Raw genomic sequence first — 24,447 nt, 5'->3', positions numbered from 1 at the left:
TTTAGCCCCTCTTAAGTTTTCGTTTCTATACTTGGTCTATCACATAAGGGAGGCCAAGACGACAATGAGCGAATATGTATTGCAAACGAATCAATTGACTAAGAAGTTCAAAGGCAGCGTAGCGCTGGATAAAGTGAATTTGTCTATCCGCAAAGGCTCCATATATGGCTTTATCGGGCAGAACGGGGCCGGAAAATCGACGCTGATGCGCATCGTCACCGGACTTGCTTTTCCGTCCGGCGGAAGTATCGAGCTGTTCGGCGCCAGCGACGAGCTGGCGTTGACCCAGGCCCGCAAGCGGATGGGGCTGATTATCGAGAGTCCCTCGTTGTTCCCCCACATGACCGCCGCCGAGAATCTGGAGGTGAACCGGCTCCTCCGGGGTATCCCCGGCAAAGACTGCGTCGCAAGGATGCTGGAATTGGTTGGGCTGCAGGGAACAGGCAGGAAGAAAGTGAAGAATTTCTCGCTTGGCATGAAGCAGCGGCTGGGTCTGGCAATCGCCATGCTAAGCGACCCGGAGTTTCTAATTCTGGACGAGCCGACCAATGGGCTAGATCCGATGAGCGTCATTGAAATGCGCGAGCTGCTCAAGCAGCTCAATCAAGAACGAGGGTTAACGATTCTGATCTCCAGCCACATTCTGAGCGAACTGCATTTGCTGGCCAGCCATTACGGCATCATTCATCACGGCAGGCTGCTGGAGCAGCTCACTGCCCAGGAACTCAACGATAAATGCCAGCAGTACGTGTACATCAAAGCGGATAATCCGGACAAGGCGGTAACGGTTATTCAGAACGGGCTCCGCACCAACGATTTCGAAGTGATGCCGGATGGGGCCATCAAGCTGTATGGACACATGGAGCAGCCAGGCAAAGTATCGTCGGCGCTGTTCTCCGCAGGCCTGGAAATCGAGCAGTTTATGCCGATGGGCGAGGACCTGGAGAGCTATTTCATGAAGCGGATCGGAGGTGCCGGCCATGTATAATCTGATCAGATCCGAGCTGTTCAAGCTGCGTAAGGACAGATCATTCCGGGTGCTGCTGCTCGTAACCGCCGTTCTTTCATTGGCCTATCCGCTGCTCTACTATTTTGACAATAAATCGAGTGGACAACCGCAGTTCACAGGAGCCGAATTCCTGATTAGGTTTATGGCAAGCAATGGCTATATGATCAAATTCGGCGTAGCAGCGCTGGCCGGATTCTTCATCGCGAGTGAGTATGCAACGGGTGTCATGAAGACGATCGCATCGTCGGGCAACGACCGGGGACGGCTGTTCACCGCTAAGCTGATCGGCTTCTCGGTGGGTGCCATGGCTGTCTCTATAGTATTTCCGGTCGTGAGTACAACTGAAGTTTCGCTGCTGTCAGGTTTCGGTCATCTGCCGGAGGGGGTGGACGCGTTCTTCATACCGCGGGCCCTCGGACTGACACTGCTGTACACTGCAGGCTACGCGGCGATCGGGGCGCTGTTCACTGCCATATTCACCGACAGCGGCAAGACAATCGGCTTCTCAATGATTTTCTTCCTAATGATTGATTTGATTTTGGGGGGCTTGGGTAAGTACATCCCTTTCTTTACTACAGTGTATGATTATTCCATCTTCAAGCTGATGGGCGATATTAGCAAGCCCAGTATCGGCAGCGGCGATCTGCCGGCGCTCCTGCTTGTGCCATTGCTGACGATTGTCGCAGCCGGGCTGCTCGGGATTCTAGTGTTCCGCAGGAAGGAAATTAAATAATAAGGAGAGGGGCGGGAGAGACTTGCTTATCCTAACGCTCGTATCGGTTACGGTGGCGGCTCTTCTGCTTGCCCGTCTGCTGCTGATGAGGAGGGAGCTGGGGCGGATGACGGCGCAGCTGCGCCGGTATAATAAGGGGACAACCGGTAAAAAAATAGACGTGTCTCTATTCGACCAGAGGCTCGAAGCACTTGCGGGTGAAATTAACCGCCAGTCCGATCTTGTAGTCGACGCAGAGGCCCGCAGAAGACGAACCGAAAATGAGCTGCGGCAGGCGATTGCGAACATTTCCCATGATATCCGTACTCCTCTGACCTCCATATTCGGCTATATTCAACTGCTGGAAGCAGAGCCTATTACGTCCCAGGAGAAGCACGAATACCTCACAATTGTTAAAAATCGCACGAAACGGCTGCAGGCGCTACTGAACGATTTCTTCGAGCTGTCCTTAATCGAATCTTCGGATTATCAGCTTAAGACCGAGCGGATCGAAATGAATGTCCTTCTGTCAGACATTCTGGTCGGTTTCTACGACCGGTTCAACGAACGGAACATTACGCCGGATATCCGGCTGCCGCAGGAAGCGGTGGCTATATATGCCGACGAATCCGCCGTGCGGAGGGTCGTTGAGAATTTGCTTATCAATACGGTCAAGCATGCGGCCGGCCATGTGGAAATCTGCTTCGAGCACCGGGAGAAGACAGCCGAATTGCGGATCGTGAACGAAGCGAAGGAATTAACCGACATCGATGTAAGGCTGCTATTCGACCGCTTCTATACGGTCGACCGCACCCGGTCTGCCCAAGGATCGGGCCTTGGCCTTTCCATCGCCAAAAGCCTCATGGACAAGATGAACGGCACACTGACAGCGGAGCTGCACGGAGGCAACTTAACGATGACCTGCCGTTGGAAGCTTACTTTAGCAGGGGAAGCGGTGTAGCTGATGTGTCCAATATTTTAATTATAGAAGATGATGTGGCGATGAGTATATGTGCTCAAAATACTTTAAGGGACCCTGAAGGCCACTTCCCTTTCCAGCCGCATGGAACATGTCCTTGCTCATATATCTCTAACAGTTGAAAGTAAAATCCGGGCTTCACCAAACTACTGTAGGCATGCTCCATTAAAATAGTGATCAAGTCCCATTCTATACTTTCGTATACATTAGGGCTAAGTTTGTTCTTCATTACATAGTAATGAATATCCTTTAGAACTCCTTCCCCTAACATTTTTTTGACCTCCAGCGTAATTTTATTCCACTCTCTATATTCCTCTCTGAACTGTTCATGAAGAGCTAACGTTAGATCATTTCGGACGTTCAGCTTCATATTATCCCAACTGAAATTCATTCCTTTCTCTGCCTCTCTCCATCCCTTTACTGCTATAAAATTATTCTTAGATATAGATCTATCTATGGGTTTGCCACAATGTTCGAACCAATTTATTTTCACTAATCTATCATTATAAAAATCGTTGACTGAATTCATCTTATGCACCTGCTTTATTTAGTAATCAGGAGTACTGTGTTTTTATCATACATCGCCTTGTCCTCCAATGATATTGAAAAAGTTGCATTTCTACTTTCAATGATATTAACAATATGTTATTATCATAATGTAATTAAGATATGGCTGGTTTAAAGATGCACAAATCGGGTGGAAGCGGAGGGGATGCAAGTGAATAAATCGTGGGGCGGCTGGAATCTGTTTGAATTGTCGTGGCTGGTGTTATTTACCGCAATTGCTGTGGGGTTCACGGTGATTTCTAAGGATTCTGTATTCGGATTTACGGTCTTTGTCACCGGGGTGCTGTGCGTGGTGCTCGCAGCGAAAGGCAACCTGATGAATTATGTGTTTGGCATGTACAATACGGTCGGTTATGCATACTTGGCTTACGTGAACGGTTTGTTTGGCGAGGTTATGCTCAATCTGCTCTTCTTTGTTCCTATGAATGTCGTCGGCTTCTACATGTGGAAAAATAACAGCAATCACGGCAAGCTGTCCATGCGCCAATTGGAGCTTAAGGGTCTGCTTCTTGTGGGGGCGGTTTGCATCGCAGGCTGCCTGCTGCTGGGCTTCGGATTATCTTTCATACCGGGGCAGAACTCGCCGTATATTGATGCTATTACGACAGTGTTATCCGTTGCGGCTACACTTCTGATGGTTCGAAGATTCAAGGAACAATGGCTGGTCTATATCGTCCTCAATATGTTCACGGTACTGCTGTGGGTGATTCGAATGCTGGAGGGGAGCGGGGAAGGCCTGCTGATGATTGTCATGTGGAGCGCGTATCTGGTTAACGCTGTATACGGCTACTACAATTGGAACAAGGGAGCCAGGGAGGTGGCGGCATGAAGACACTTGGTTTAACGCTTGGGAAGTTCGCCCCGCTGCATAAAGGGCATCAGTTCATGATCGAGACGGCACTGCAAGAGGTTGATGAACTGATTGTAGTGATCTATGAGACGACGGTGACAACGATCCCGCTGCATATCCGGGCGAACTGGATTCGCAAGCTCTACCCGGCGGTCCGGGTGATCGAAGCCTGGGATGGTCCGGACGGGTATTCGGACGACCGGGAGCATGAGATAAGGGAAGAGCAATATATTCTGGGGCTGCTGAACGGTGAGCAAGTGACGCATTTCTACTCCAGCGAATTTTACGGAGAGCATATGAGCATCGCTCTGGGCGCTGTGGACCGGCGGGTGGATGAAGCCCGGAGGCGGGTGCCGGTTTCAGCCACCATGGTCCGTTCTGATCCTTACAAGTACCGGGCATATGTGAGCGATATCGTATATCGGGACTTAATAACAAAAGTGGTTTTTGTGGGAGCGATGTCGACGGGGAAATCCACGATCACCGAAGCATTGGCACAGCGGTACCACACAACCTATGCAGGCGAATACGGGCGCGATTATTGGACGGAGCATCAGGTGGACCGCAGAATCGGCCTTAAGGCGTTCGATGAAATCGCTGTAGGCCATATAGAGCGCGAAGAGCAGGCTTTGCTGCAAGCGAATAAATACCTTTTTGTCGATACCAATGCGATCACGACTTATATGTTTGCCCTGGATTACCACGGCCGGGCGCCTGAACGCTTAACCCGGATCGCCTTGGAAAATGCGCAGCGTTATGACCTTTTTTTCCTGTGCGACGATGATATTCCTTACGAGGATACATGGGACCGCAGCGGGAATCAGAAGCGGCATATTTTCCATAAGCAAATCATTGCAGACTTGAAGGAACGGCGGATACCCTATATTACGCTCCGGGGCAGCCTGGAGGAACGGATGTGCAAGGTAGATGAAGTGTTGGCAAAGTTCAAGCCCTACTCTAATTATTTTGGCGAGCTCGGTAATTAATGTTATTGACAAAAGATCCGGCTATGATTACTATTGAAAAATATTTACACGAAGTTGACATCAAAAAACTAAAAAACTAAAAAGCTAAAAGCTATGATTGCTATGGATCACACTATAGCAGGAGCAGCTTCTGGAGAGACCGTGGGGATTCCCCGGCGCCGAAGGGTTCATAATCTCAGGCAAAAGGACAGAAGAGTACTGGATAATTCATTTGTTGTTCTGATCACCGTCAGAATCACTTATGTATTTTATTTATTATTCTTATGACCTTGAGAGATTGGAGCCCATCCAGTCTCTTTTTTTATTGTCAGCATTTCTTGTTCATCTTTTCACATGGGAAAATTATTTAGATTTAGAGGGGGAGTTCGAAGTGGCACCACAAGAACTAAAGAGGGATTTAGAGAATCGGCATGTTCAGCTCATTGCAATTGGCGGGACCATCGGCACCGGATTATTTTTAGGATCGGGCAAAGCGATACAACTGGCAGGGCCATCCATCATCTTTGCGTATTTGATTGTGGGGATCGCCGTTTTTTTTGTGATGAGGGCTTTGGGAGAACTTCTGTTGTCTAAAGCAGGTTATCAATCCTTTACAGACATTGCCGAAGACTACCTCGGACCGCGGGCGGCGTTTGTAACCGGATGGACCTATTGGTTTTGCTGGATCATGACGGCGATGGCTGATATTATCGCTGTTGGCGTGTATGTCCAGTATTGGTTTGATATCCCGCAATGGGTCCCTGCTGTCATCTGTTTAATCATTTTATTAGGACTCAACTTATTAACTGTCAAAAATTTTGGTGAATTGGAATTTTGGTTTGCCTTAATCAAGGTAGTGACTATTCTCGCATTGATTGCCATCGGGGTTATTTTGGTGGTGATTGGATTTAAAACAGATGCCGGAACAGTGGCTCTCAGCAATATTTGGACACATGGGGGAATATTCCCCAACGGAATTTCAGGCTTTTTGCTTTCCTTTCAAATGGTTGTGTTCGCCTTTGTCGGTGTGGAATTGGTGGGTGTATCGGCAGCGGAAACCGCAAATCCGGAAAAAAGCATTCCGTCGGCGATTAATAAAATCCCTTTAAGAATTCTGTTTTTCTACGTGGGTGCGATTATCGCCCTATTATCCATCAACGCATGGACGGAACTGACTCCGGCAGAAAGCCCTTTTGTAAAAACATTCAGTTTAGTGGGGATTCCCATTGCCGCAGGCATTATTAACTTTGTCGTATTAACTTCAGCCGCGTCTGCCTGCAACAGCGGGATGTTCTCAACGAGCCGGATTCTATATAATTTGAGCAGGAATGAGCAGGCTCCCGCCCATTTTGCCAAGCTGAATAAAAACCATGTGCCAAGCAACGCATTGCTCGTATCTACGCTTGTCTTGTCGGTTGGCGCTCTTTTGAGTAAGCTTATTCCGGAAACTGCCTTTGGAATCGTGACCACCATTAGTGCCATTTGTTTCATCTGGGTCTGGGGTGTCATTCTAATCTGTCATTTGCGGTATAAGAAAACAAAGCCGGAATTGCAGGCCAGATCAAAATTTAAAGCCCCGTTGACACCCTTTATTAATTATGTTGTCCTTGCGTTGTTTGCTGCAATCCTCATTATTATGCTGTTTGCTGAAGAAACGCGCCCGGCCTTATTGTTGACGCCGCTATGGTTTATTCTATTGTTTGTTTTGTATTCTACGAATAGAAGAAAGAGGGAAAAAACAAATATCCAAGGTTTTGAGCCTATGGAAAGATAGCCGGGAATCCCTTTACAGTGGTTTTTGGGTTAATCCATGTCGCCAGGATGCCATCATTTACCACAAAACCATTTTGCTTCTGCTTCGTCCAACTGTATAGGTACAAATCTATACAAAAGGTGATGAACATATGGATAAGCGCAATGCTGCACTTCTGTCTCTGTTAGCCCTTTCACTCTATTCCTCCGGCGTCGTCCATGCAGATGCCCGGCCGCAGGCCGAGGCCCGGGCAATCTCCGTCTATCTGGACGGACAGCGGCTTCAATCCGGAGTCCAGCCGCTGAATCTAAACGGTACAGTGTTAGTACCGATGCGCGGATTGTTTGAAGCACAAGGGGCCAAGCTGTCATGGAACAACGTGGATAAAACGGTCACCGCAATCAAGGCGGATACCACGCTTACGTACCGGATGGGAGCGCTGACTGCCGAGCTGAACGGGCAGACACTGAGTCTGGCGGCTCCCGGTCAAATTGCCGGAAATACGGCAATGATCCCGCTGCGCTTCGTCAGCGAAGCCTTGGGCAACAAGGTAGACTGGGTACCCGGCACCCAATCCGTGCAAATCTCCTCCGGGATTATTTATGAAACCTCGGTTCTCCATGGAGTCAACCTGCGCAGCTTACCGGATGCGAAGAGCGCTCCCGTAAGTCCGGAACTGCTCTCCGCAGGTACGAAGGTGCATGTGGTGAGCGTTGTCGATGCCCTGTGGTTGAAGGTGAAGACCGGGGACAACCAGACGGGATACATCTCAGCCAAACCGAAATATACGGATTACACCAACAGCTCACTTGCGGAGAAGCAAGCGGAGGCTTTGATTGCTTACGGCAAGACCTTCCTCGGCACGCCGTATGAGTTCGGCGCTTCACCAGACCAGACCGCGACCTTCGACTGCTCTTCCTTTGTGAAGCGTGTATTCGAGGATACCCTGTCCATCGAGCTTCCCCGTGTATCCTATGACCAGGCGAAGAAAGGCAAGGAGGTCGGGCTGGACGGGCTGCGTCCGGGTGACCTGCTGTTCTTCAGCGCACGCGGTTTGGACATCGGCCATGTAGCGATATACGCCGGGAATAATCAGATCCTGCATACATACTCAACCAAGCTTAACGTGCATGTGGAGGCCTTCGACGGACAGTGGAAGAAGCGGTTCGTAACCGCCCGCAGAATTTTATAGGACAGCACCTAAGGTCTTTCACCGATAAATTTGTTATTCATGCAGAAGTGTACATTTTTGGAATAGTAAAACAATTGCACTAAAGCATATTCCAACACAATCGCAAGTCTACGGTTGGCTGTCAGATGCCGGATTCAGCATTGAGCGTACCTATCTGAATTATACGGCTGAACCCATACCGGAACCGATTATTGAAGCTGTAAATCGCGCAATTATCTGGGCAAGAAAGTTATAATTGGACGAATCAGGCGACAGCAAAGAGAGGCCATCCCCACATAGGATGGCCTTAAAACTTGCCATTACTTTTTAGGGTTACAGAACGATACGGTATGAGAGGGTTTTACTTGCGGAAAGCCAAAGTCTCCTCCGCCGTTTTAGCGAGCATGGAGGAAATGGAAATGGAGATAGAAAACCACGAACAAGCAGCGCATACCGCTGCTTGTTCGTGTAATTGTACGCATTGTTTCATTGTTTGCTTGTGACGGATTGTATGCCATTCGCAGACTGACTTCGCATCGAGAACGATAATATAGCCGGAAGGAGTGCGATTGCAACACCAATTGCGCCAGCCACGCCGATTGATTGCAAGGAAAATCTTTCCACAACAAGACCGCCAATGGCAGCTCCGACAGCAATCCCCAACTGGATGAAGGATGTATTCAAGCTCAGAAGAATGCCCGCTGCGCTTGGTGCCAAGCTAATCATATAAACTTGTTGAATGGGACCCGTAGACCAAGCAAAAAACGACCATAACAGCAGCAACGGAAAGACAGCTATAGATGTATGGGCAAAGAGGGACATAAGGATCAAAATACCAGCGTGGATCATTAAGCTTCCATTCAGCGTACGCGGAATACCTAATTTATCCGCACCATAACCTCCAGCCTGGGCGCCCAGCAAACTTGCTATGCCGAATGAAAATAGCGCGATGCTCACCATCCCATTGCTCATACCCGTAATGTTCATCAGAAATGGTGTAATAAACGTGTAAATGATCGTATAACCGACCATCCAAAAGAAGCTAATCGACAAGGTTAATAATAGCTGCGGCCTTTTCAACAGGGCGAGTTGTTCTTTAAGAGGCACATTTGCCTCTCCCTGCGACTTTGGCAATGCCATTAAAATGACCAGCATCGCGATAAAACTAAGAAGGCCGATTCCATAAAAAATCATTTTCCAGTCGTAGGTGCTGGCAATGACTCTTCCCAGAGGAACGCCTAAAATAAGCGATAGATTAAATCCCATCATGATAGTTGCTATGGCGGAGCCTTGTTTTCCAGGTCCGGCAATTTGAGCAGAAACAGTTAGGGCAACCACGGTAAAGACACCTGTACTAAGAGCTAAGACCACTCTCGCACCAACAAGCATCGGATAGCCCGTCGAGACCACCGTAATTAAATTCCCTATAAAAAAGAGCGCCAAAGCAGCCAGCATAAGTGTTCTCCGGCTTAGTTTAGAGGTAGCCGCAATGAGAATCGGAGTACCAACCGCGTAAGATATGGAATAAACCGAAATGAGTTGGCCGGCAGCAGCAATGGTTACGCCTACATCCCTGGAAACCAGATCCAATATCCCGGCAATTACAAATTCCGAAGTTCCCACTAAAAAACTTATAATCGCTAAAATATAAACTTTCCACGATTTAATCATTTGATTGTTCCCCTTTCTAATTCTATATATCTAAACATATAGAAATTATAACGATGAAGGATTGGAATGCGGAAGCTTACATATTCTGAATCTCCAAATCCAGTGGCAAACGTTTTTCCAAAACGGTTTCCCTCCCTCAGTATTCTATAATTCTAAATATATAGAAACGATACTTAAAAAAATTTACGCCAGTAAATATGGCGCAAACTTCTTTGCCACTTCTTGATCAACGCTGTAGTGAATAAACGAACCGTTCTTTTGCGACTGGATTAAACCCGATTCCGTCAGCTGCTTGAGATGATGGGATAACGTTGAACCGGCTACGTGTCCAAGCTGTTCACCGATCGCGGTAACGCATTGATTCTCTTGCTTGATTAGCATTAAGGCAATTTTTAGTCGTGTAGGCTCACCTAGAGCCTTGTATACTTTGACAGCTTGCACCAGATCGTGATCTACATCAGCCATTAAATTCTCCTTTCCACCATCATTTCTATATTTATGGAATTACAGAAATGATATTACCACCTAATGACTGCTGTGTAAAGTGAAGATTTGGCTGTTTGTCAATCGTCTGTGAAAGTGTCACCTTAACTCGTTCGAGAAAATGCCCACTTTTAAGTGTGGCCGAAGCGCTCACCAAAGCGCTTCGGCTCTATTTTCGCCGATAGAACCGTTAAGGAGAATCGCATCATAAGCAGGACAAAATATTGGTGAAAAACGCTTATGAGTGTGGAATTGGTGAAGAGAAAAATCTTCGGGTGACATGTGGGTATCGGGATAACGAAGTTCCGGAAATCAGGTAAAAAGTAGGTAGATTAGGGACAAACGAACTTTATAATGGAAATAAGATCTATATTATTGAAGGAATTGCAAAGTTTATCAAAGGAGTGCGTATATGTCTTTAAATCAACAGCGTCACAAGGAATCAATGAAGTATCTAACGACTGCCCCCCTTCGTGAAAATAACGCTAAGTTTATCAGTGCAATAAGTGATATAGCCTATGAGTCTTTAACAACAGACGAAGCAGTTTTGATAGAGCGGTTGTATTTTAAATTGAAAAATCTCGCACTACGAAACCAAATTCTGTACGGTCTAATCCGGTGCAAGGAATTGGAATTGAAAGATTTTTTTCAGAATGCCTATAAGAAAGAACGGTATTTGGACATGAGACTGCTCGCGGTCCATGGATTAGCATATTATGCCTCAGAAGATCGGGCAGGCTGGATTGGCGGGAATGCACCCGAATTTTTTGACGGCCAATCAGACCTCATTCACGAAGGAAACCAAAAATATATTTTTTATCTGAGCCTCATCCATCCCTTTAAACCGGAGAGTATGATTTCGATCTTCATCCCTGAAGACTATGAGGAGTATTTGGAAAACAACATTTATCCTAATTGCTCGATCAAGGCGATTGAACATCCCATTTCAACGGAAAGTACCGAAGCTATGTTTACTAACCCAGGTCTTATAAAACACGCCATTTCAGGCGGGGAACTAAGCAATGACGAAAAATCGATGGATCAGTCTTTTTTGATCAAAGTGGGCGGCAACCCGAGACTGATTCAAAATGAAGACTATTATTTGACGAAACTGAAGGAAGAGTCAATTTCTTTTTTATTTCAAGTAGACGAAGAGGGTTACCCCGAAACGTTGCTTCAAGAGGATTGCAATTATCCTTTTGGTTTTGGTTCACTCTATATTTACGCCAAAATGGGGACGACGGAGGTCCAACATCCAGTAGCAGGTTTTTGGCAATTCTCTTGAGCGCGATTGACGGATTCACTTTTCATGAGACGGTAAGGGGGACCGTATATATCGGATTTGAAAAAATTGTATTCCCCAAACGTCGTAATACTTTTACCCTGTTGGCATATGCTCAGGTGTGGGATGATGGGTACATCAAAGGTTCGGGGTTACGGCTTCTGAACGTTGATCTTCAGGCTATTGCGATCCTTCCTTCTACTTCATTGGCGAAATTAGGGTCGCAGCTTTCCTGATGCACTTCTATCACGAGAGGAGGCGTCCAGGCTATCATATTCCTTCCTTCTGCTGAATCTTCCAATGATATTAGGGATATGGCTTTCCTGGACACTTTTTATGATGATAAATACCATCTTTTTGCGCAGAGCAAACAAACTGATTGTAGACGAAGGAAAAGGGCCGGACCGGCTCCCGAGGGCTTATTTGGCAACAGCCGCGAAAAATATGGAGACGCTTGGGTTTACCTTCTCACGCCCTTTGATGCGCGCTTTGTCTACCTTACCCAAAGAGCAGTTCGAAGCATTGTACGATCAAATGATTGCTGACTTAAGGGCAATGGTAGGTGCGCATGTGAAATACTGTCCGATGTATCCGGCGTTCCCAATGCAAGTGATGCAGGCGGATGAGGCAGAGCTGTATCTAAATGCCTTTTATTATTATCTTACTTTGGATTTGCCTGAATATGCGGCTGCAGACAGACCAGCATTGCAGGACCAGGTAAATCTGAAAGTGATTGATCTGGGAAGCACAGCGGAGCTGCACGCCCTGATAAGCCAGCTTATACAGGCTAAGGGATCTATCTCTGAAACAGACAAAAAAGATATTGATACAGTTCTGGAGTTCGCAGATCCGGAGGCAATGAATGAGATTCTCCCGTCCGGGATTCCATTCAAGGAGAATGCCGGATTCGTAGCTGCTTCCTTACTGAAGCATGAGAAGGCCAATGTAGAGCAGATTGGAAGATATTTTACCACCGCTACGGATGTGCTTCGGCTGGCTGTGGCTTGGTCGGATGGCGATGTCAGTCTGGCTGAAGCAACGCGGTTCCGTAAATTCAAGCGGCGTGAAAGACGGCTGCTGCTTGGACTGCTGGAACGCTGCCACCCTATTACAGAGGATATGCTGAGATACAAGGAGCGCTGGATTCGGTTAGGCGAAATCCTGCACCCCTCTGAATATAAGCACCGTTATATGCGCTGTGAGGAAGCTTTTGATATTTTACGCAATAATAAACCCTTTACGACCTTTAACGGAAGTGTAGAACTTGCATTCAAGTATCGTCAGATCTGGACGTTGCTCGATCTGTTGATGCAGCGCCCAGGTGAATTTGCCAGAAGATTAGATCAATTATTGCGGTCAACCGAATACACGGAGTATGTCGTGCTGGCATTTGGTGAAGTGGCGAATCAAGTATCGACGCCTGTACTGCTTCAGGTGAAAAATCATTTTGCCCGCCGCCATGAGTCGCATGAGCTGCGTGTCTTTTTCCCTAAAGGAAATGTTGCCAAGGCCTTTGCTGTTCCCGATACCCTCCCGGAGATTGATGAAGCGGCATGCCAAGACCTTGTGCAATGGTGTGAACGGGTGCTTATGGAGCGGTTCTCCTTGCTCCCGCCTCTGGGGAAGACATATGTCGATGAACGGTTGCAGGATTATCATGTGCCGTTTTCCCAAAGATCCGCAAGCAAAGCGCTGCATACGATTGTCCGGGGAAGCCGTGTGCCGATGATGGAGGGGGATACCGTCCGTTTCTTCAGCTGGTGGAAAGAGGGGACAGTGAACGGTACGCCTACAGGCCGTGTGGATATTGACCTGTCCGCAGTCTTGTATGATCATAATTGGCAGTATGTTGAGCATATTTCTTATACGAACCTGCGGTCCTCCAAATACAAGGCCGTTCACAGCGGAGATATCGTATCCGCCCCTCAAGGCGCATGCGAATTCATTGATCTGCACATTCCCTCCATCGTGGATTATGGCGGACGTTATATAGTGGCAACTCTCCATTCCTACACTAACCAACCCTACTGTAACCTGCCGGAGTGCTTTGTGGGCTGGATGATGCGCAAGAAACCCGGTTCCGGTGAGATTTTTGAGCCTGCTACGGTTAGCAATAAAATCGATGTCACCGCTGATACGGAGATTGCCGTTCCCGTTATTCTGGATCTGGTAGAACGCAGGATCATCTGGACCGATCTGTCTCTGACCAGACACCCGCATTACTACAACAATGTGGAGGGGAACCAAAAAGGCATGGTCTTGATAGGTAAAGCTATGATTGATTTACGGAAACCGGATCTCTACGATTTATTCCACCTCCATTCCAAGGCAAGAGGGGAGCTGGTAGCTGCGGCGGATCAGGCCGATACGATATTTTCGGTGGACACGGGCGTTACGCCATTCGATATCGAGCGGATTATGGCTGAATATGTGGTTTGAGCGCAACAGTCTGACCCTTCAACGGGTGTAGGTTGTCTTTCCACCGGATATTCAGGGAACGGGAGGTGAACAGGTCCGCTCCGTCCGATACCTGGTAATGCAGGTGCGGCTCGCTGGAGTTGCCGGAATTGCCGGCCTTCCCGATCACATCGCCTGCTTTGACTGCATCACCTTTCTTCACGGTGACCGAGCCTTGCTTCAGATGGGCCAGAAAGCTGTATTCCCCGCCATGGTCAATGACCACCACATTGCCGGCGGGCTCTTTTTCATTCATGACGCCAACAGGCGTATTATCGGGAATGTCGTTTACGACTTCGGTAACGACTCCGTCAGCGGGAGCGGTGATCTTTTGCCCATAAGCATGATAGCTCTCATTGCGCAGCGGATCTCCCTCGTAGGAGAACCCATTGACCGCCTGCACGAAGTCATAAGCATACCGCTGGCTTGCGTACTCATAGTGGTAGTTGTTCAATACGTTGCTGCCACCCCAGAATACTAGCCACTCCCCCTGGAAAGGCAGGGCCATAGCGGTTTTGGTCAGTGCGTTATCGGAATCGGGATAGGTGGACAGCCCCGTAATGCTCAGACCGAGAATCGTACCTGAATCATCAAAGACGGCGATGATCCCCTTGTCGCCCGCCCCGCTAGTCCATACCCGTTGTTCGCTGCCGTTCAGTTGCATTACCGTGGACGGGTTAAAGGCTGTAACCCCCTGAATGAAGTCCGAACCCATTTCCGCAACCTCAGCTTCGCTGATTTGCTGCTTAAATTCAGGACTGAACCGCTTATAAATTCCGCTGTAATTTCCGCTTAACAGAGCTTGCGCCAAATCCTCCGGCTGTATATCCTGTTGTCCGCTGGCACCTGTTTCTGGTGATGCGTCCGGCTTAGTCTGCGCTGCATTTTGTGTAGAGGCTGTAGATGATTCAGGCCGTTGATTCATTGTTTTTTCTCCTCCGCATGCTGATAATAAGACGGCCAGAACCATGGTGCCCGCCATCATTGTACTTACTTTTCGCATTTCAGGTTCCTCCCCTGACTGTTGTGTTCTTCTTGCCTCTTCATTGTAAACGGCCTATCTTGATTTTATTGAAACGCTTTATTAACGGTAACTTAACTATGGAGCGCTACCGTTGAGACGAATTAAGCTATTGTTAAGGTTGAGCAGTCAATTCTTGCGGAGCCAATCATGTTATGATAGTTGCGACTATGTAATGGAGAGGGGAACCGGCATGAATCATGCTGCCATTCTGCTCGTCGATGACGAAGAGTCCATTATCGGGCTGATCAAGACGGTGCTGTACAAAGAAGGATTTACGGATATCGATTCGGCAGGGACAGGGGAAGCGGCAATTCTCGCCTGCCAGAGCAAGGTATATGACTTGATTGTACTGGATGTGATGCTGCCGGGACGCAGCGGTATTGATATTTGTCCTTTTTTGCGGCAGACGACAAATGCGCCTGTGCTGTTTCTGTCTGCGCGTACCTCCGATTTTGACAAGCTTACCGGCTTTGCTGTCGGCGGCGATGATTATATGACCAAACCGTTCAATCCGCTGGAGCTGGTGGCTCGGATCCGTTCGCAGCTGCGCCGTTACCTGGGGATGGTGGGCGGGCCGGAACCGGCTCAAGTGAATGCGCTCCATAAACAGCCTTCTGAGGCTAATGACAGACAGGGGCGGCAGCCGGTTCAGCATCATCTCCGCTATGATTTTGGACGGTTTCAGGTAGATGAAGCAGCGGGCGAACTGAGAGTAGAAGGGGAGGTGGTCGCCTGTCCGGCGCTGGTGTTCCAATTGCTGCTGTTTTTCTGCAAGCATCCCAACCGGCTGTTCACCAAAAGCGAGCTGTACGAACGGGTATGGGGCGAGGATGCGCTTAGTGACGATAATACGGTCATGGTCCACATCCACCGGATCCGGGAACGCATTGAGCTGGAGCCGGCAAATCCCGTATTTCTGGTCAACGTCAGAGGACTGGGGTATAAGCTGGTGCAGCATAGCGGGAGGGACAAGGAACAGGCATGAAGATAAGAAGCCGGCTCACGCTTAGATTTGTGCTGCATTCGGCCATTGCCGGATTGGTAGTGCTGCTCATTGCGGCAGTAACCGTCTATTGGGTGCTGATGCGGCTGTCAGAGATCAATCTTTCCGATAATTTTGCTTCAGTTGGTTTGGAGCGGCTGGTGGAATCCTCTAAGTTAGGCGAGGACGGGATAGTTTTTGACCGGAAGCTTCTGGAGCAAGTGAAGCACAATAACGGCTGGCTCCAGAGTCTGGATGAAAACGGAAAGGTGGAAAAATCCTACAACAAGCCTTCCGATGTTCCTGTGCAGTACAATCCGGGCGAGCTTGCCGCCTATTGGAGGCTGCAAAAGGATTTTCCTTATGATGTCTACCTCTGGATTCAGGAGAAATACGGCAGAGTGTACACACTTCTCTATGGAGTACCCAAGGAGCTAGAGCCATTGCTGCAGGCGGTCAGTGAAGAGGGCTCAGCCTATCTGGATGGCAGACTTATCCTCCCCGAAAAGATAGGGAGCAGGATTCGGGCACGGGGAGGCTACGCCCAGCTGCTGGACCCGGAGGGCCGCGAGCTGGCAGCACTCAACCGGCCGGAATCCATTCCGGGCACCTACACTGTACAAGAGCTTGCTCTGCGTTCGAAATATCCCGAAAGATATGAATATCGCATGGATTTTGCCTATGATGAGAATACCGGGAGGACCTGGGTGGTAGGGTTGCCTAACAAGGCAGAAGGGCATTCTTCTAAAAACCCGCTGATCTCCGCAGAAATGCGCATTGTGCTGATCGGAATTGCCGGGATGCTGGGAGCGGTCCTGCTGATCTTTGCGCTGCTGTCCTTCTTGAATGCACTCCGCTTCGGTACGCCTATGTTCCACATGCTGGCTTGGCTCGATTCCCTCGGGCGGGGGGCTTATGACGAGCCTGCAGACCGCAATGGACGCCCGCGCAGCCGGCTCAGTTCAGGCAAATGGCGGCGGCGCTATTCTACTTTTGCTGAAGTCATGCTGTCCATGGATCAGCTGACTGTCATTCTGCGGCATGATGAGGAGCGGCGGCGGCAGACGGAAACACTGCGTGAAGAGTGGATTACCGGCATCACCCATGACCTCAAAACCCCTCTTTCCTCCATAAAAGGCTACGCCCATTTACTCGCGGAGGATGCTTATGACTGGTCCCCGGAAGAAGTCCGCAAATTTTCTGCCATCATGCTGGAGAAGTCGGCCCATATGGATACGCTGATCAGTGATTTGGCTATGACGTACCGGCAGAGATCGGGTATTCATGCCCCGCAAATGGAAGAGGTGGAGATGAATGCATGGCTGGGCAATGCCTTGATACAGGCTGCAGCCAATCCGGAGTATGGAGAGGGGCGGATTATTTATCAAGCCCCTGATCAAGAGATTACGGCCAGCATCTACCGGCCCTGGATGGAGAGGGTAGTCGGCAATTTAACCGCCAATGCCCTGCTGCACAATTCTTCAGACACCCGGCTTACTGTGACACTAAGCGAGGGGGCTGACGGCGGGCTGACGATTATTTTCCGGGACAACGGCCAGGGGATGGATGAGCAGACGGCGGCGAATTTGTTCGAACGGTATTACCGCGGGGGAGATACGGCTTCCACAACCAACGGATCGGGCCTGGGTATGGCAATCTCCAAGGGACTGGTTGAAGCGATGGGCGGACAGATCACCGTGAGCTCAGCACCCGGCAAAGGAACGGAGATCCGGCTTAGCTGGGATGCCCAGAAGTAGGGCGGATGGGCAGCAGATGTCCGGCAGGAGTGCTTGCGGAGCGGAGAACGGTGAAGCTGCCATAGGATTAGGGGCTGGTATTGCTAAGGTACGACCTGCCCCTATCTCCTTCGCAAAATGATGTGATGGAGCATTTACAATCAAGAAATCTGCAGATGGACAGCGGCCGGAAGTCCAAACATTAAGAGTCCTTAACTGGGCTGTTATTTTCGGCTTACGTTTCCGCCAATGGCCCCAAGCTTAATTTCACCGTTTCCGGTCTGGGAAATCACCGCGTCGCCTGTAACGTGATCCAGCTCCAGGGACCCGTCTCCGACAGCAGCCTCGACCGAGCCTTCTACCTGGGTTACTGCAATATGTCCATTGATATTATGGATATTAACATCCGTCTCAATATTGCGCACGGTGATATCGCCGTCCCGGTTGGAGAGCGTTACCGGGCCTTTGGTGTCGATTACCTCTAAATCCCCGTTCACATTGTCAACCTCCAGCGGGGCTGAGAGATCAGCCACCTTAAGCTTGCCGTCCCGGTGCGAGTCCACTTCCACAGCGAGTTCACGCGGAAGGGTAATCACCAGATCGACAGCCCCGGAGCCCATAGCCAGCATCTGGCTGCCAAAGGAAGCATCCAAATAAGCAGCAGCCCCTTCTGCCCGCAGCTTCAGCTTCAATTTATCCATACTTATGCCTTTGGTGGTGACCACAGCGGTGACCTCAATCGTATCCGTATCTGCGCCGCTTACTTCAATTTCTCCGTTGCGGTTGTCTATGACCAGCTTCGTCAGCTTGTCAGCCTCCAGTTCAAGCTTTTGCGTTGACGATGTTTCTTCGCCTTTGCTGCAGGCGGTTACCAGCAGCAGGCAGCCTACGATCATTAATCTCCATGTCCAGCGCATTCGAATTCCCCTTTTCTAAAAATAATATGGAAGAACATTGTGTATCGTTAAGAGACATCACGTTTGACGAACAAGGTATGCGAAAGAAGATGCATGGCTGCCAGATGAACTCCTATAAAAGCCAGAGAGAAGCCGAGGGTCATTCCTTTTACCGCCGGGTCACCCAAGAAATAACCGCTTAGGTCTGTATGGGAAAAAATAAAGAAACGGGTCCACGGCCAGCCGTTCATGGCGATGGCCATAACAAATCCCGCCACGGAGACGAACAAGGGAATGACAATAGCAAAGATAGAACTGCGGAAGCCCGCAGATATCATAAAAGCCAGCGTCACTGCAATCAGCAGAAACGGAAGATGGGACAAGTAACTGCCAAGGATGGAAAGCAGCATGGGCGTCTGGTGCACGGTGTGATCCTTCACATACATATAGCTGTCTCCCAGACCGCCCCAGCCGAACATGATTCCCCCGAACAGCAGGGAGAGCAGCAGGCCAACCAGCGTCAATCCCAGTCCGAACAGGAGTGCGGCAATATATTTGGCGGTATACACCTCTGTCCGGCTGGCCGAGCGGGTCAGCAGCAGCTTGATCGTGTCGGACGCAAATTCGGCGGCTGCGATCTCTCCGGCAATAATGATCGAGATCAGCGAGACGGCAAAGATAATGTTCCCTGAGAGATCCCCTGCAAAGCTCCAGGCATTCGTCTCAGGCGGCAAATTATGCTGCAGGGCGTACTCGTTCAGCAGAATATTTTTCTCTGCCTGCCGGATCTCAATCTGGAGCGCATCCGGTTCGGCAGCTTCCGCTGCCAGCCGGTGATTCTCCTGCTCAAGCTGCGACCTCCAGTCCGCCGCTGCGGCGCCCCCATCCCCGGCACGCACGTTGATGATCTGAAGGATGACGAAGACCGCAACGAGAGCAATGAGCACCCAGGTGCGTTTTCTTTTGTAAATCTTCATATTTTCATTCAGGATATAGTTGATCAGCTTCAATGTCCTTGCCCTCCTGTAATCTCAAGGTATTTGTCTTCAAGGGTCCGCTTTACCGTGTTCACCCCGTATACGCTGATGCCTGAATCCAGCAGCTTCTGACTGATTTCGGGAATGCGGTTCTTGGGAAGTCGCACGCGAAGCTGGTTGTGGCCGGCAGTAATTTCCGCGCCTGACATGACCGCTTGCAGCACCTGAACCGCCAGCTCCGGCCGGTCCACCTCAAACTGTACAAGCGCGTCATCCTCCTGAACCAGCTCCGACAAGCGATGCACTCCGATCAGCTTGCCTTGCTGAAGGACGGCAACGCGGTCGCACATCATCTCCATTTCGGACATCAGATGGCTGGAGATCAGGATTCCAACATTCTCCTTGTGGGCCAGATTCTTCAGATGCTCCCGCAGCTCGTGAATGCCCGCTGGATCGAGGCCGTTGGTCGGTTCATCCAGCAGCAGCAGGGAAGGCTTATGCATCAGGGCTACGGCCAGGCCGAGGCGCTGCCGCATCCCCAGCGAGTAGGTGCTGACTTTGGCAGAAATGCTCCGCTCCAGCCCTACAAGTGAGATGATCTCCTTCAGCCTGTCCGTTGTGACGCCCGGACTCATTCTTGAGAAGAGGATCAGATTGTCATATCCGGATAAATATTTGTACAGATCGGGCTGTTCTACGATAACGCCAACCTTGCCCATGGCTGCGGAGAACTGCTGCCCGGTATCAATTCCATCAATAATGACCTGGCCTTCCGATTTGGAGACAAGCCCCACAATCATGCGGATTGTCGTTGTTTTTCCAGCTCCGTTGGGGCCCAGCAGGCCCATGATTTCCCCTTTTTCCATTTCCAGTGATACATGGTCTACAAGAGTTTTGCGGCCAATGACCTTGGTCAGATCGCGTATTTGAAGCAGCGGCAAAGCTACCCCTCCCTTTTCCAAATGATTGTAGTAGGATATAATTTTGCATAATCGCTTAGCTGTATCCCGCTGCCCTTAACCTATCAGGCGGCCTGTCATATTGACCAGTTACTGCGTGTCATAGGATGGATGTGACACCAGATCAAGCAGAATTGGAGTTGCTGATTGATGCAAAAGAATAAAGCCCGGTGGGCTTGGCAAGATCTAACCGTTCTGCTCCTGCGCCTGTTATGGAGCATGGCCGTCATTATATTGATGTATCAGGATAAACCGGATTTTCCGCTCTTGCTTGTGCTGCCAGCGGTGTTGCTGGGCGGCGTAGTTCCCTCATGGGTTGGACGGAATTTCACAACGCGGTATGCTCTTCTGGAATTTATATTGGCAGGCGGGATCGCGCTGGCGCTGGCGTACTATTTTGGCTTAACGCGATTGTTCCTGCCGGCCGTGCTGATGCTTGCTTTCCATACCCGGGGCAAGGCGCACTTCTACACACTTCCGCTTACCTTATTGTTGTTCAGCTTAAGCGCCGGACCCACAATACAGGCGGGCCTGTCGCATCCGCTCATCTGGCTGAGCCTGTCGGACGGCTTGTTCGTGTATGCCGCCGGTTATGGACTGCAGGTGGGAGCTAAGTCGATCAACGGAATCCGGCAAAAACTGGCGCTGGTCAACGAGCAATACGCCATTCTGGAGCAATATTCTTCTCAGATTGAGCGCATGACCCTGCTGGAGGAACGTTACCGGATGGCGAGGGAAGTGCATGATACCATTGGGCACAGCTATACCTCGATCATTCTGGGGCTTGAAACGCTGAAGCCGCATGTAGCTTCCCAGGAAGGTGAGCATAAGCTTCAGGGAGTACTGGAGCTGGCCCGCAAGGGGCTGGACGATGTGAGGCTGCAGGTCCACCAGATGGACCCGCTGGAGGAGCCGGTGACCCTGGACCGGGCCTTGATGCAGATCGCGGGGCAGTTCGAATCCAATACGGGGGTCACCCTGTCGTTCCGTACGATGGGCGAGCCTTATGCAGTGATTAAGCAGGCCAAGCATACGCTAAGCCGTTCGCTGCAGGAGGCGCTGACCAATGCCAGCAGGCATGGGCAGGCCAGCGCCATCCGGGTGGTTCTGCAATATGATCCGGCCCAGCTCATGCTGCAGATTCAGGATAACGGCAAGGGAACTGCACAGCTGCGCTACGGCTTCGGCCTGACGGGGATGAAGGAGCGTCTTGCGGCATTGCAGGGCAAGCTCTATATCGATTCCCAGGAGAATGACGGTACGCTGGTGACCTGCATCATCCCTAACCAGACGCAGGAAGGTGAACGGCGGATTGATATCCTGCTGGCAGATGACCAGCCGCTGGTCCGCGAGAGTCTGAGGCTGCTGCTTGGAGAGGAAAAGGATTTCCGGCTCCGCACAGCCGCGAGCGGCAAGCAGGCGCTGGAGCAGTGCGCCGCTGAGCAGCCGGACATTGTTCTGATGGATATTCATATGCCGGAAATGGACGGCCTGGAGGCTACCCGGCAGCTTAAGGAGAAGTGGCCGGAGGTCCGGGTCATTATCATTACAACCTTTGAGGAGATTACCTATGCGGCAGAAGCGCTGCGGCTTGGTGCAGAGGGGTATCTGCTGAAGACGCTCCATCCTAAGGAATTGGCCGCGACCATCCGGCTGATCTACGGAGGCGGGACCATGATCTCGCAAGAGGTGGCCCAGCAGCTGTTCCAGGATCAGCAGCTGGAAGCCCCGCTGAATCCGTATGACCTGACCGAGCGGGAGCTGGAGGTTCTGCAGGAATTAACGGAGGGACTGCGCAACAAGCAGATTGCCCAGAAGCTGCATTTGTCGGAGGGGACCGTAAGAAACTATATTTCTGCGATTTACTTGAAACTGCAGGTGGGCGACCGCGACGAGGCTGTGGAGAAGAGCAAGAAAGAACAACTGGTGCAGCAGCCTCGAATATATCAAAATTGAAAAACTGAACGGCTGCGCCGTCCCTAACCGGACATGCAGCCGTTCAGTTTTATTAGACTTGCCTGGGTAGCAAATAAGAGAGCAACATTTCAAAAATTACTCTGTGATATAACTGTATTGAATTCGGATAAAGGAGATGAGAGCATGGGCAGGTTGGAAGGTCAACTCGCTTTAATCACTGGAGCAAGCCGGGGAATCGGGCGCAGTATCGCATTGCGTCTGGCACAAGAGGGCGCGTATATTGCCGTGCACTATGGAAAAAGGAGAAGCGAGGCGGAGGCCGTTGTTCACCAAATCAGGCAAAGCGGAGGGAACGCATGCGTGATTGGCGCAGATCTGGGCACTCTCGATGGCATTCGCGATTTATTTTCGTCGTTAGATGACGTTATTCGGGAACAAACGGACGGCAGCGGATTTGATATTCTTGTCAATAATGCCGGGATCGGCCAAATGGTTACCCTGGAAGAGACGACGGAAGAATCTTTTGATGAAGTAATGAGGATCAACGTCAAGGCGCCGCTTTTTGTTACCCAGCAAGCTTTGCCGCGTCTGAAGGACGGCGGGCGCATTATTAATATTTCATCCTTTGTGACACGCGCAGCCTCTCCAAGTGTGTTTTGCTACAGCATGTCAAAAGGGGCCATCGATACGTTCACGCAGCTTTTGGCCAAACAACTGGGGCCCCGCAATATTACAGTCAACGCTATCCAGCCGGGCATTATTAACACAGAGATGAATGCAGGAACATTGCAGAACCCGGAAGGCCAGAAGTATGCAGCCGGCCTTTCCGCCTTCAACAGATGGGGAGAGCCCGAAGATATCGCTGATATTGCTGCCTTTCTGGCTGCGCGGGACAGCCGCTGGGTAACCGGCCAATTGCTTGATGCAAGCGGCGGATCACACCTGTAGGTCCACCTTTTGGCACCGCCGTATGCGGACCCGTATGTACTTGTGGTGTAAGAGGACGGGGGCTTGCCGCCCCCTACTCGATTTCTATCCGGTCTCGCACCTCACTGTATTCCTGCCATAAAACTTCTGAAGTTCTGAACGATTTCTTTGGAACGGGTATGGTGCAAATAATGCTCCCCTTCCAAGGTCATGACTTTACCATGTACAGAATCTTTGATCTGTTCTTTATGCTTGGGCACCCAGTCCGGTACATCCATATTATCGTCTGCCAGGAAGAAGATTACTGGAAGATCCGCAGGGAAGCTGAAGGACTCTGCAGCTTGAAAATTATGCTTGAAGTTCTCGCTTTCACTGATGATATTTGGGTTCATCATATTTTTGAGAGAGAGCATGCGGATCTGCGCTTTGGTTTCAGCATCCACGGCAGGTGCAATAATCTGGTCAGGGTTCAGTTTCACCAGCAACCGGTAGAAGCCTGAGTTTTTGAGCAGTTTGTAGGCTCCTGCCGGAAGCTCCTCCAATCCGCCTTGCGTCGGAAAGCTGCTGTCGATCCCGACAAATGCGGTAACCTCGTCCTTATATTGGTTCACATAGTCCAGTCCGTAAATTCCGGCAATGGAGTGGCCCATCAGCGTGTAACGGTGAATATTCAATTGCTGCAGGCATTCATGAATTTCAGCAACGATGTTTTCGATGGTTCGTGCTTTATCACTGACCTCACTTAGTCCATAGCCAAAGGGCTCGATCACTACCACTCTATAAAATGGGGATAGTTCTTTCACAAGCGGCTGGTAATCAAGCCCCGGTGCCGCTGTCCCATAACCAGGCAGGAGGACGACGGTTTCTTCGCCTTTTCCTTGAATCGTAACATTCATGTTTTTCCCATCCACAGAGACAAGCTGGCCATAGGTTTTGATTTTAGCTGCCTCCGATTTGCTGCTGATCACATTCACTATATAAACAGTCCCCAGAAAAAGCCCGGTTAATATAAACAAGGATATGATTGCTTTAAGTAAAAAAGAGAAGATTTTCCTCATCTGCCCATCCCCTTCACGATCTGATTCATCCATTATAACAAGCCAGTCTTAGAGGCAACGTAACTCTACCTT

21 protein-coding genes and 1 riboswitch are annotated in these 24,447 nt (G+C 49.9%); of the genes, 13 read left to right on the top strand and 8 right to left on the bottom strand.

Features of this window, described 5'->3' with window-relative positions:
* Positions 1-64: 64 nt before the first annotated feature.
* The 3 genes from PRIO_RS32995 to PRIO_RS32985 are packed head-to-tail and all read left to right on the top strand — an operon-like array spanning position 65 to position 2,682.
* Positions 65-988, top strand: coding sequence for an ABC transporter ATP-binding protein (locus tag PRIO_RS32995; protein WP_020434319.1), 924 nt, complete (start codon positions 65-67; stop codon positions 986-988).
* A complete protein-coding gene (locus PRIO_RS32990) occupies positions 981-1,742 on the top strand; it encodes an ABC transporter permease (RefSeq protein WP_020434320.1) in 762 nt (253 codons plus the stop codon). Before PRIO_RS32995 ends, PRIO_RS32990 begins: the two co-directional genes overlap by 8 nt.
* 22 nt (positions 1,743-1,764) lie before the next feature.
* Positions 1,765-2,682: a sensor histidine kinase gene (locus tag PRIO_RS32985; RefSeq protein ID WP_020434321.1), complete on the top strand. Its 918-nt coding sequence runs from the start codon at positions 1,765-1,767 to the stop codon at positions 2,680-2,682.
* A gap of 55 nt (positions 2,683-2,737) precedes the next feature.
* On the opposite strand, the gene PRIO_RS32980 is transcribed toward PRIO_RS32985, so the two are convergent.
* The gene (locus PRIO_RS32980; RefSeq protein ID WP_046506154.1) at positions 2,738-3,229 is read right to left on the bottom strand and encodes a hypothetical protein; all 492 of its coding nucleotides are present in this window, start codon (positions 3,227-3,229) and stop codon (positions 2,738-2,740) included.
* Positions 3,230-3,418: 189 nt separating this feature from the next.
* On the opposite strand from PRIO_RS32980, the gene pnuC reads away from it, so the two are divergent.
* The 4 genes from pnuC (at position 3,419) to PRIO_RS32960 (ending at position 8,027) form a co-directional block, all read left to right on the top strand.
* Entirely contained in the window at positions 3,419-4,096 is a 678-nt protein-coding gene (gene pnuC, locus PRIO_RS32975) for a nicotinamide riboside transporter PnuC (protein ID WP_020434323.1), read from the top strand.
* The gene (locus tag PRIO_RS32970) at positions 4,093-5,103 is read left to right on the top strand and encodes an AAA family ATPase (protein WP_020434324.1); all 1,011 of its coding nucleotides are present in this window, start codon (positions 4,093-4,095) and stop codon (positions 5,101-5,103) included. The genes pnuC and PRIO_RS32970 overlap by 4 nt, the downstream gene beginning before the upstream one ends.
* Before the next feature lie 120 nt (positions 5,104-5,223).
* A riboswitch (glycine riboswitch) is annotated at positions 5,224-5,304 on the top strand.
* 169 nt (positions 5,305-5,473) lie between these two features.
* Positions 5,474-6,856 carry an amino acid permease gene (locus tag PRIO_RS32965; RefSeq protein ID WP_020434325.1) on the top strand — a complete coding sequence of 461 codons (1,383 nt, stop codon included), beginning with the start codon at positions 5,474-5,476 and terminating at the stop codon, positions 6,854-6,856.
* A gap of 130 nt (positions 6,857-6,986) precedes the next feature.
* Positions 6,987-8,027, top strand: a complete 1,041-nt coding sequence (locus PRIO_RS32960; RefSeq protein ID WP_046506149.1) for a C40 family peptidase — start codon at positions 6,987-6,989, stop codon at positions 8,025-8,027.
* Between the two features lie 465 nt (positions 8,028-8,492).
* On the opposite strand, the gene PRIO_RS32955 is transcribed toward PRIO_RS32960, so the two are convergent.
* Positions 8,493-9,677: an MFS transporter gene (locus PRIO_RS32955; protein ID WP_020434327.1), complete on the bottom strand. Its 1,185-nt coding sequence runs from the start codon at positions 9,675-9,677 to the stop codon at positions 8,493-8,495.
* Positions 9,678-9,860: 183 nt separating this feature from the next.
* The gene (locus PRIO_RS32950) at positions 9,861-10,142 is read right to left on the bottom strand and encodes an ArsR/SmtB family transcription factor (RefSeq protein ID WP_020434328.1); all 282 of its coding nucleotides are present in this window, start codon (positions 10,140-10,142) and stop codon (positions 9,861-9,863) included.
* A gap of 700 nt (positions 10,143-10,842) precedes the next feature.
* Between PRIO_RS32950 and PRIO_RS32940 the strand changes: the two genes are divergently transcribed.
* Both PRIO_RS32940 and PRIO_RS32930 read left to right on the top strand, forming a co-directional pair.
* A complete protein-coding gene (locus tag PRIO_RS32940) occupies positions 10,843-11,445 on the top strand; it encodes a hypothetical protein (RefSeq protein ID WP_039791503.1) in 603 nt (200 codons plus the stop codon).
* A 333-nt stretch (positions 11,446-11,778) separates the two neighbouring features.
* Positions 11,779-13,881 carry a TerD family protein gene (locus PRIO_RS32930; protein ID WP_020434331.1) on the top strand — a complete coding sequence of 701 codons (2,103 nt, stop codon included), beginning with the start codon at positions 11,779-11,781 and terminating at the stop codon, positions 13,879-13,881.
* Here PRIO_RS32930 and PRIO_RS32925 read toward each other — a convergent pair.
* Complete coding sequence (locus PRIO_RS32925) at positions 13,859-14,902, bottom strand: peptidoglycan DD-metalloendopeptidase family protein (RefSeq protein WP_020434332.1); 1,044 nt, start codon at positions 14,900-14,902, stop codon at positions 13,859-13,861. The two genes, PRIO_RS32930 and PRIO_RS32925, sit on opposite strands and share 23 nt — an antisense overlap.
* A 211-nt stretch (positions 14,903-15,113) precedes the next feature.
* Between PRIO_RS32925 and PRIO_RS32920 the strand changes: the two genes are divergently transcribed.
* Positions 15,114-15,908, top strand: a complete 795-nt coding sequence (locus tag PRIO_RS32920; protein WP_020434333.1) for a response regulator transcription factor — start codon at positions 15,114-15,116, stop codon at positions 15,906-15,908.
* Entirely contained in the window at positions 15,905-17,662 is a 1,758-nt protein-coding gene (locus PRIO_RS32915; protein ID WP_020434334.1) for a sensor histidine kinase, read from the top strand. The genes PRIO_RS32920 and PRIO_RS32915 overlap by 4 nt, the downstream gene beginning before the upstream one ends.
* A 203-nt stretch (positions 17,663-17,865) precedes the next feature.
* Here PRIO_RS32915 and PRIO_RS32910 read toward each other — a convergent pair whose 3' ends face one another.
* From PRIO_RS32910 to PRIO_RS32900, 3 genes are read right to left on the bottom strand one after another with little or no spacing between them, the layout of a single operon-like run.
* A complete protein-coding gene (locus tag PRIO_RS32910) occupies positions 17,866-18,558 on the bottom strand; it encodes a DUF4097 family beta strand repeat-containing protein (protein ID WP_020434335.1) in 693 nt (230 codons plus the stop codon).
* A gap of 47 nt (positions 18,559-18,605) precedes the next feature.
* A complete protein-coding gene (locus tag PRIO_RS32905) occupies positions 18,606-19,547 on the bottom strand; it encodes an ABC transporter permease (RefSeq protein ID WP_020434336.1) in 942 nt (313 codons plus the stop codon).
* Positions 19,544-20,455 (bottom strand): ABC transporter ATP-binding protein, encoded by a 912-nt coding sequence (locus PRIO_RS32900; RefSeq protein WP_020434337.1) that lies wholly within the window; start codon positions 20,453-20,455, stop codon positions 19,544-19,546. Before PRIO_RS32900 ends, PRIO_RS32905 begins: the two co-directional genes overlap by 4 nt.
* A gap of 168 nt (positions 20,456-20,623) precedes the next feature.
* On the opposite strand from PRIO_RS32900, the gene PRIO_RS32895 reads away from it, so the two are divergent.
* On the top strand, positions 20,624-22,429 hold the full coding sequence (locus tag PRIO_RS32895) for a helix-turn-helix transcriptional regulator (protein ID WP_020434338.1): 1,806 nt from the start codon (positions 20,624-20,626) through the stop codon (positions 22,427-22,429).
* 144 nt (positions 22,430-22,573) lie between these two features.
* A complete protein-coding gene (locus PRIO_RS32890) occupies positions 22,574-23,338 on the top strand; it encodes an SDR family oxidoreductase (protein ID WP_020434339.1) in 765 nt (254 codons plus the stop codon).
* A 101-nt stretch (positions 23,339-23,439) separates the two neighbouring features.
* On the opposite strand, the gene PRIO_RS32885 is transcribed toward PRIO_RS32890, so the two are convergent.
* Positions 23,440-24,408, bottom strand: a complete 969-nt coding sequence (locus PRIO_RS32885) for an alpha/beta hydrolase (protein ID WP_231869792.1) — start codon at positions 24,406-24,408, stop codon at positions 23,440-23,442.
* Positions 24,409-24,447: the final 39 nt, after the last annotated feature.

The organism is Paenibacillus riograndensis SBR5 (assembly GCF_000981585.1).
GTDB classification, from domain to species: Bacteria; Bacillota; Bacilli; order Paenibacillales; family Paenibacillaceae; genus Paenibacillus_AQ; species Paenibacillus_AQ riograndensis.
This window is presented reverse-complemented; position numbering and strand designations above follow the sequence as displayed.

What these genes read in the sequence shown, in the direction of transcription:
- PRIO_RS32995 (WP_020434319.1), top strand. Translation starts at nt 65, where the DNA reads ATGAGCGAATATGTATTGCAAACGAATCAATTGACTAAGAAGTTCAAA.
- PRIO_RS32990 (WP_020434320.1), top strand. Translation starts at nt 981, where the DNA reads ATGTATAATCTGATCAGATCCGAGCTGTTCAAGCTGCGTAAGGACAGA.
- PRIO_RS32980 (WP_046506154.1), bottom strand. Translation starts at nt 3,229, where the DNA reads ATGAATTCAGTCAACGATTTTTATAATGATAGATTAGTGAAAATAAAT.
- PRIO_RS32970 (WP_020434324.1), top strand. Translation starts at nt 4,093, where the DNA reads ATGAAGACACTTGGTTTAACGCTTGGGAAGTTCGCCCCGCTGCATAAA.
- PRIO_RS32960 (WP_046506149.1), top strand. Translation starts at nt 6,987, where the DNA reads ATGGATAAGCGCAATGCTGCACTTCTGTCTCTGTTAGCCCTTTCACTC.
- PRIO_RS32955 (WP_020434327.1), bottom strand. Translation starts at nt 9,677, where the DNA reads ATGATTAAATCGTGGAAAGTTTATATTTTAGCGATTATAAGTTTTTTA.
- PRIO_RS32950 (WP_020434328.1), bottom strand. Translation starts at nt 10,142, where the DNA reads ATGGCTGATGTAGATCACGATCTGGTGCAAGCTGTCAAAGTATACAAG.
- PRIO_RS32940 (WP_039791503.1), top strand. Translation starts at nt 10,843, where the DNA reads ATGAGACTGCTCGCGGTCCATGGATTAGCATATTATGCCTCAGAAGAT.
- PRIO_RS32930 (WP_020434331.1), top strand. Translation starts at nt 11,779, where the DNA reads ATGATGATAAATACCATCTTTTTGCGCAGAGCAAACAAACTGATTGTA.
- PRIO_RS32925 (WP_020434332.1), bottom strand. Translation starts at nt 14,902, where the DNA reads ATGCGAAAAGTAAGTACAATGATGGCGGGCACCATGGTTCTGGCCGTC.
- PRIO_RS32920 (WP_020434333.1), top strand. Translation starts at nt 15,114, where the DNA reads ATGAATCATGCTGCCATTCTGCTCGTCGATGACGAAGAGTCCATTATC.
- PRIO_RS32915 (WP_020434334.1), top strand. Translation starts at nt 15,905, where the DNA reads ATGAAGATAAGAAGCCGGCTCACGCTTAGATTTGTGCTGCATTCGGCC.
- PRIO_RS32910 (WP_020434335.1), bottom strand. Translation starts at nt 18,558, where the DNA reads ATGCGCTGGACATGGAGATTAATGATCGTAGGCTGCCTGCTGCTGGTA.
- PRIO_RS32895 (WP_020434338.1), top strand. Translation starts at nt 20,624, where the DNA reads ATGCAAAAGAATAAAGCCCGGTGGGCTTGGCAAGATCTAACCGTTCTG.
- PRIO_RS32890 (WP_020434339.1), top strand. Translation starts at nt 22,574, where the DNA reads ATGGGCAGGTTGGAAGGTCAACTCGCTTTAATCACTGGAGCAAGCCGG.
- PRIO_RS32885 (WP_231869792.1), bottom strand. Translation starts at nt 24,408, where the DNA reads ATGGATGAATCAGATCGTGAAGGGGATGGGCAGATGAGGAAAATCTTC.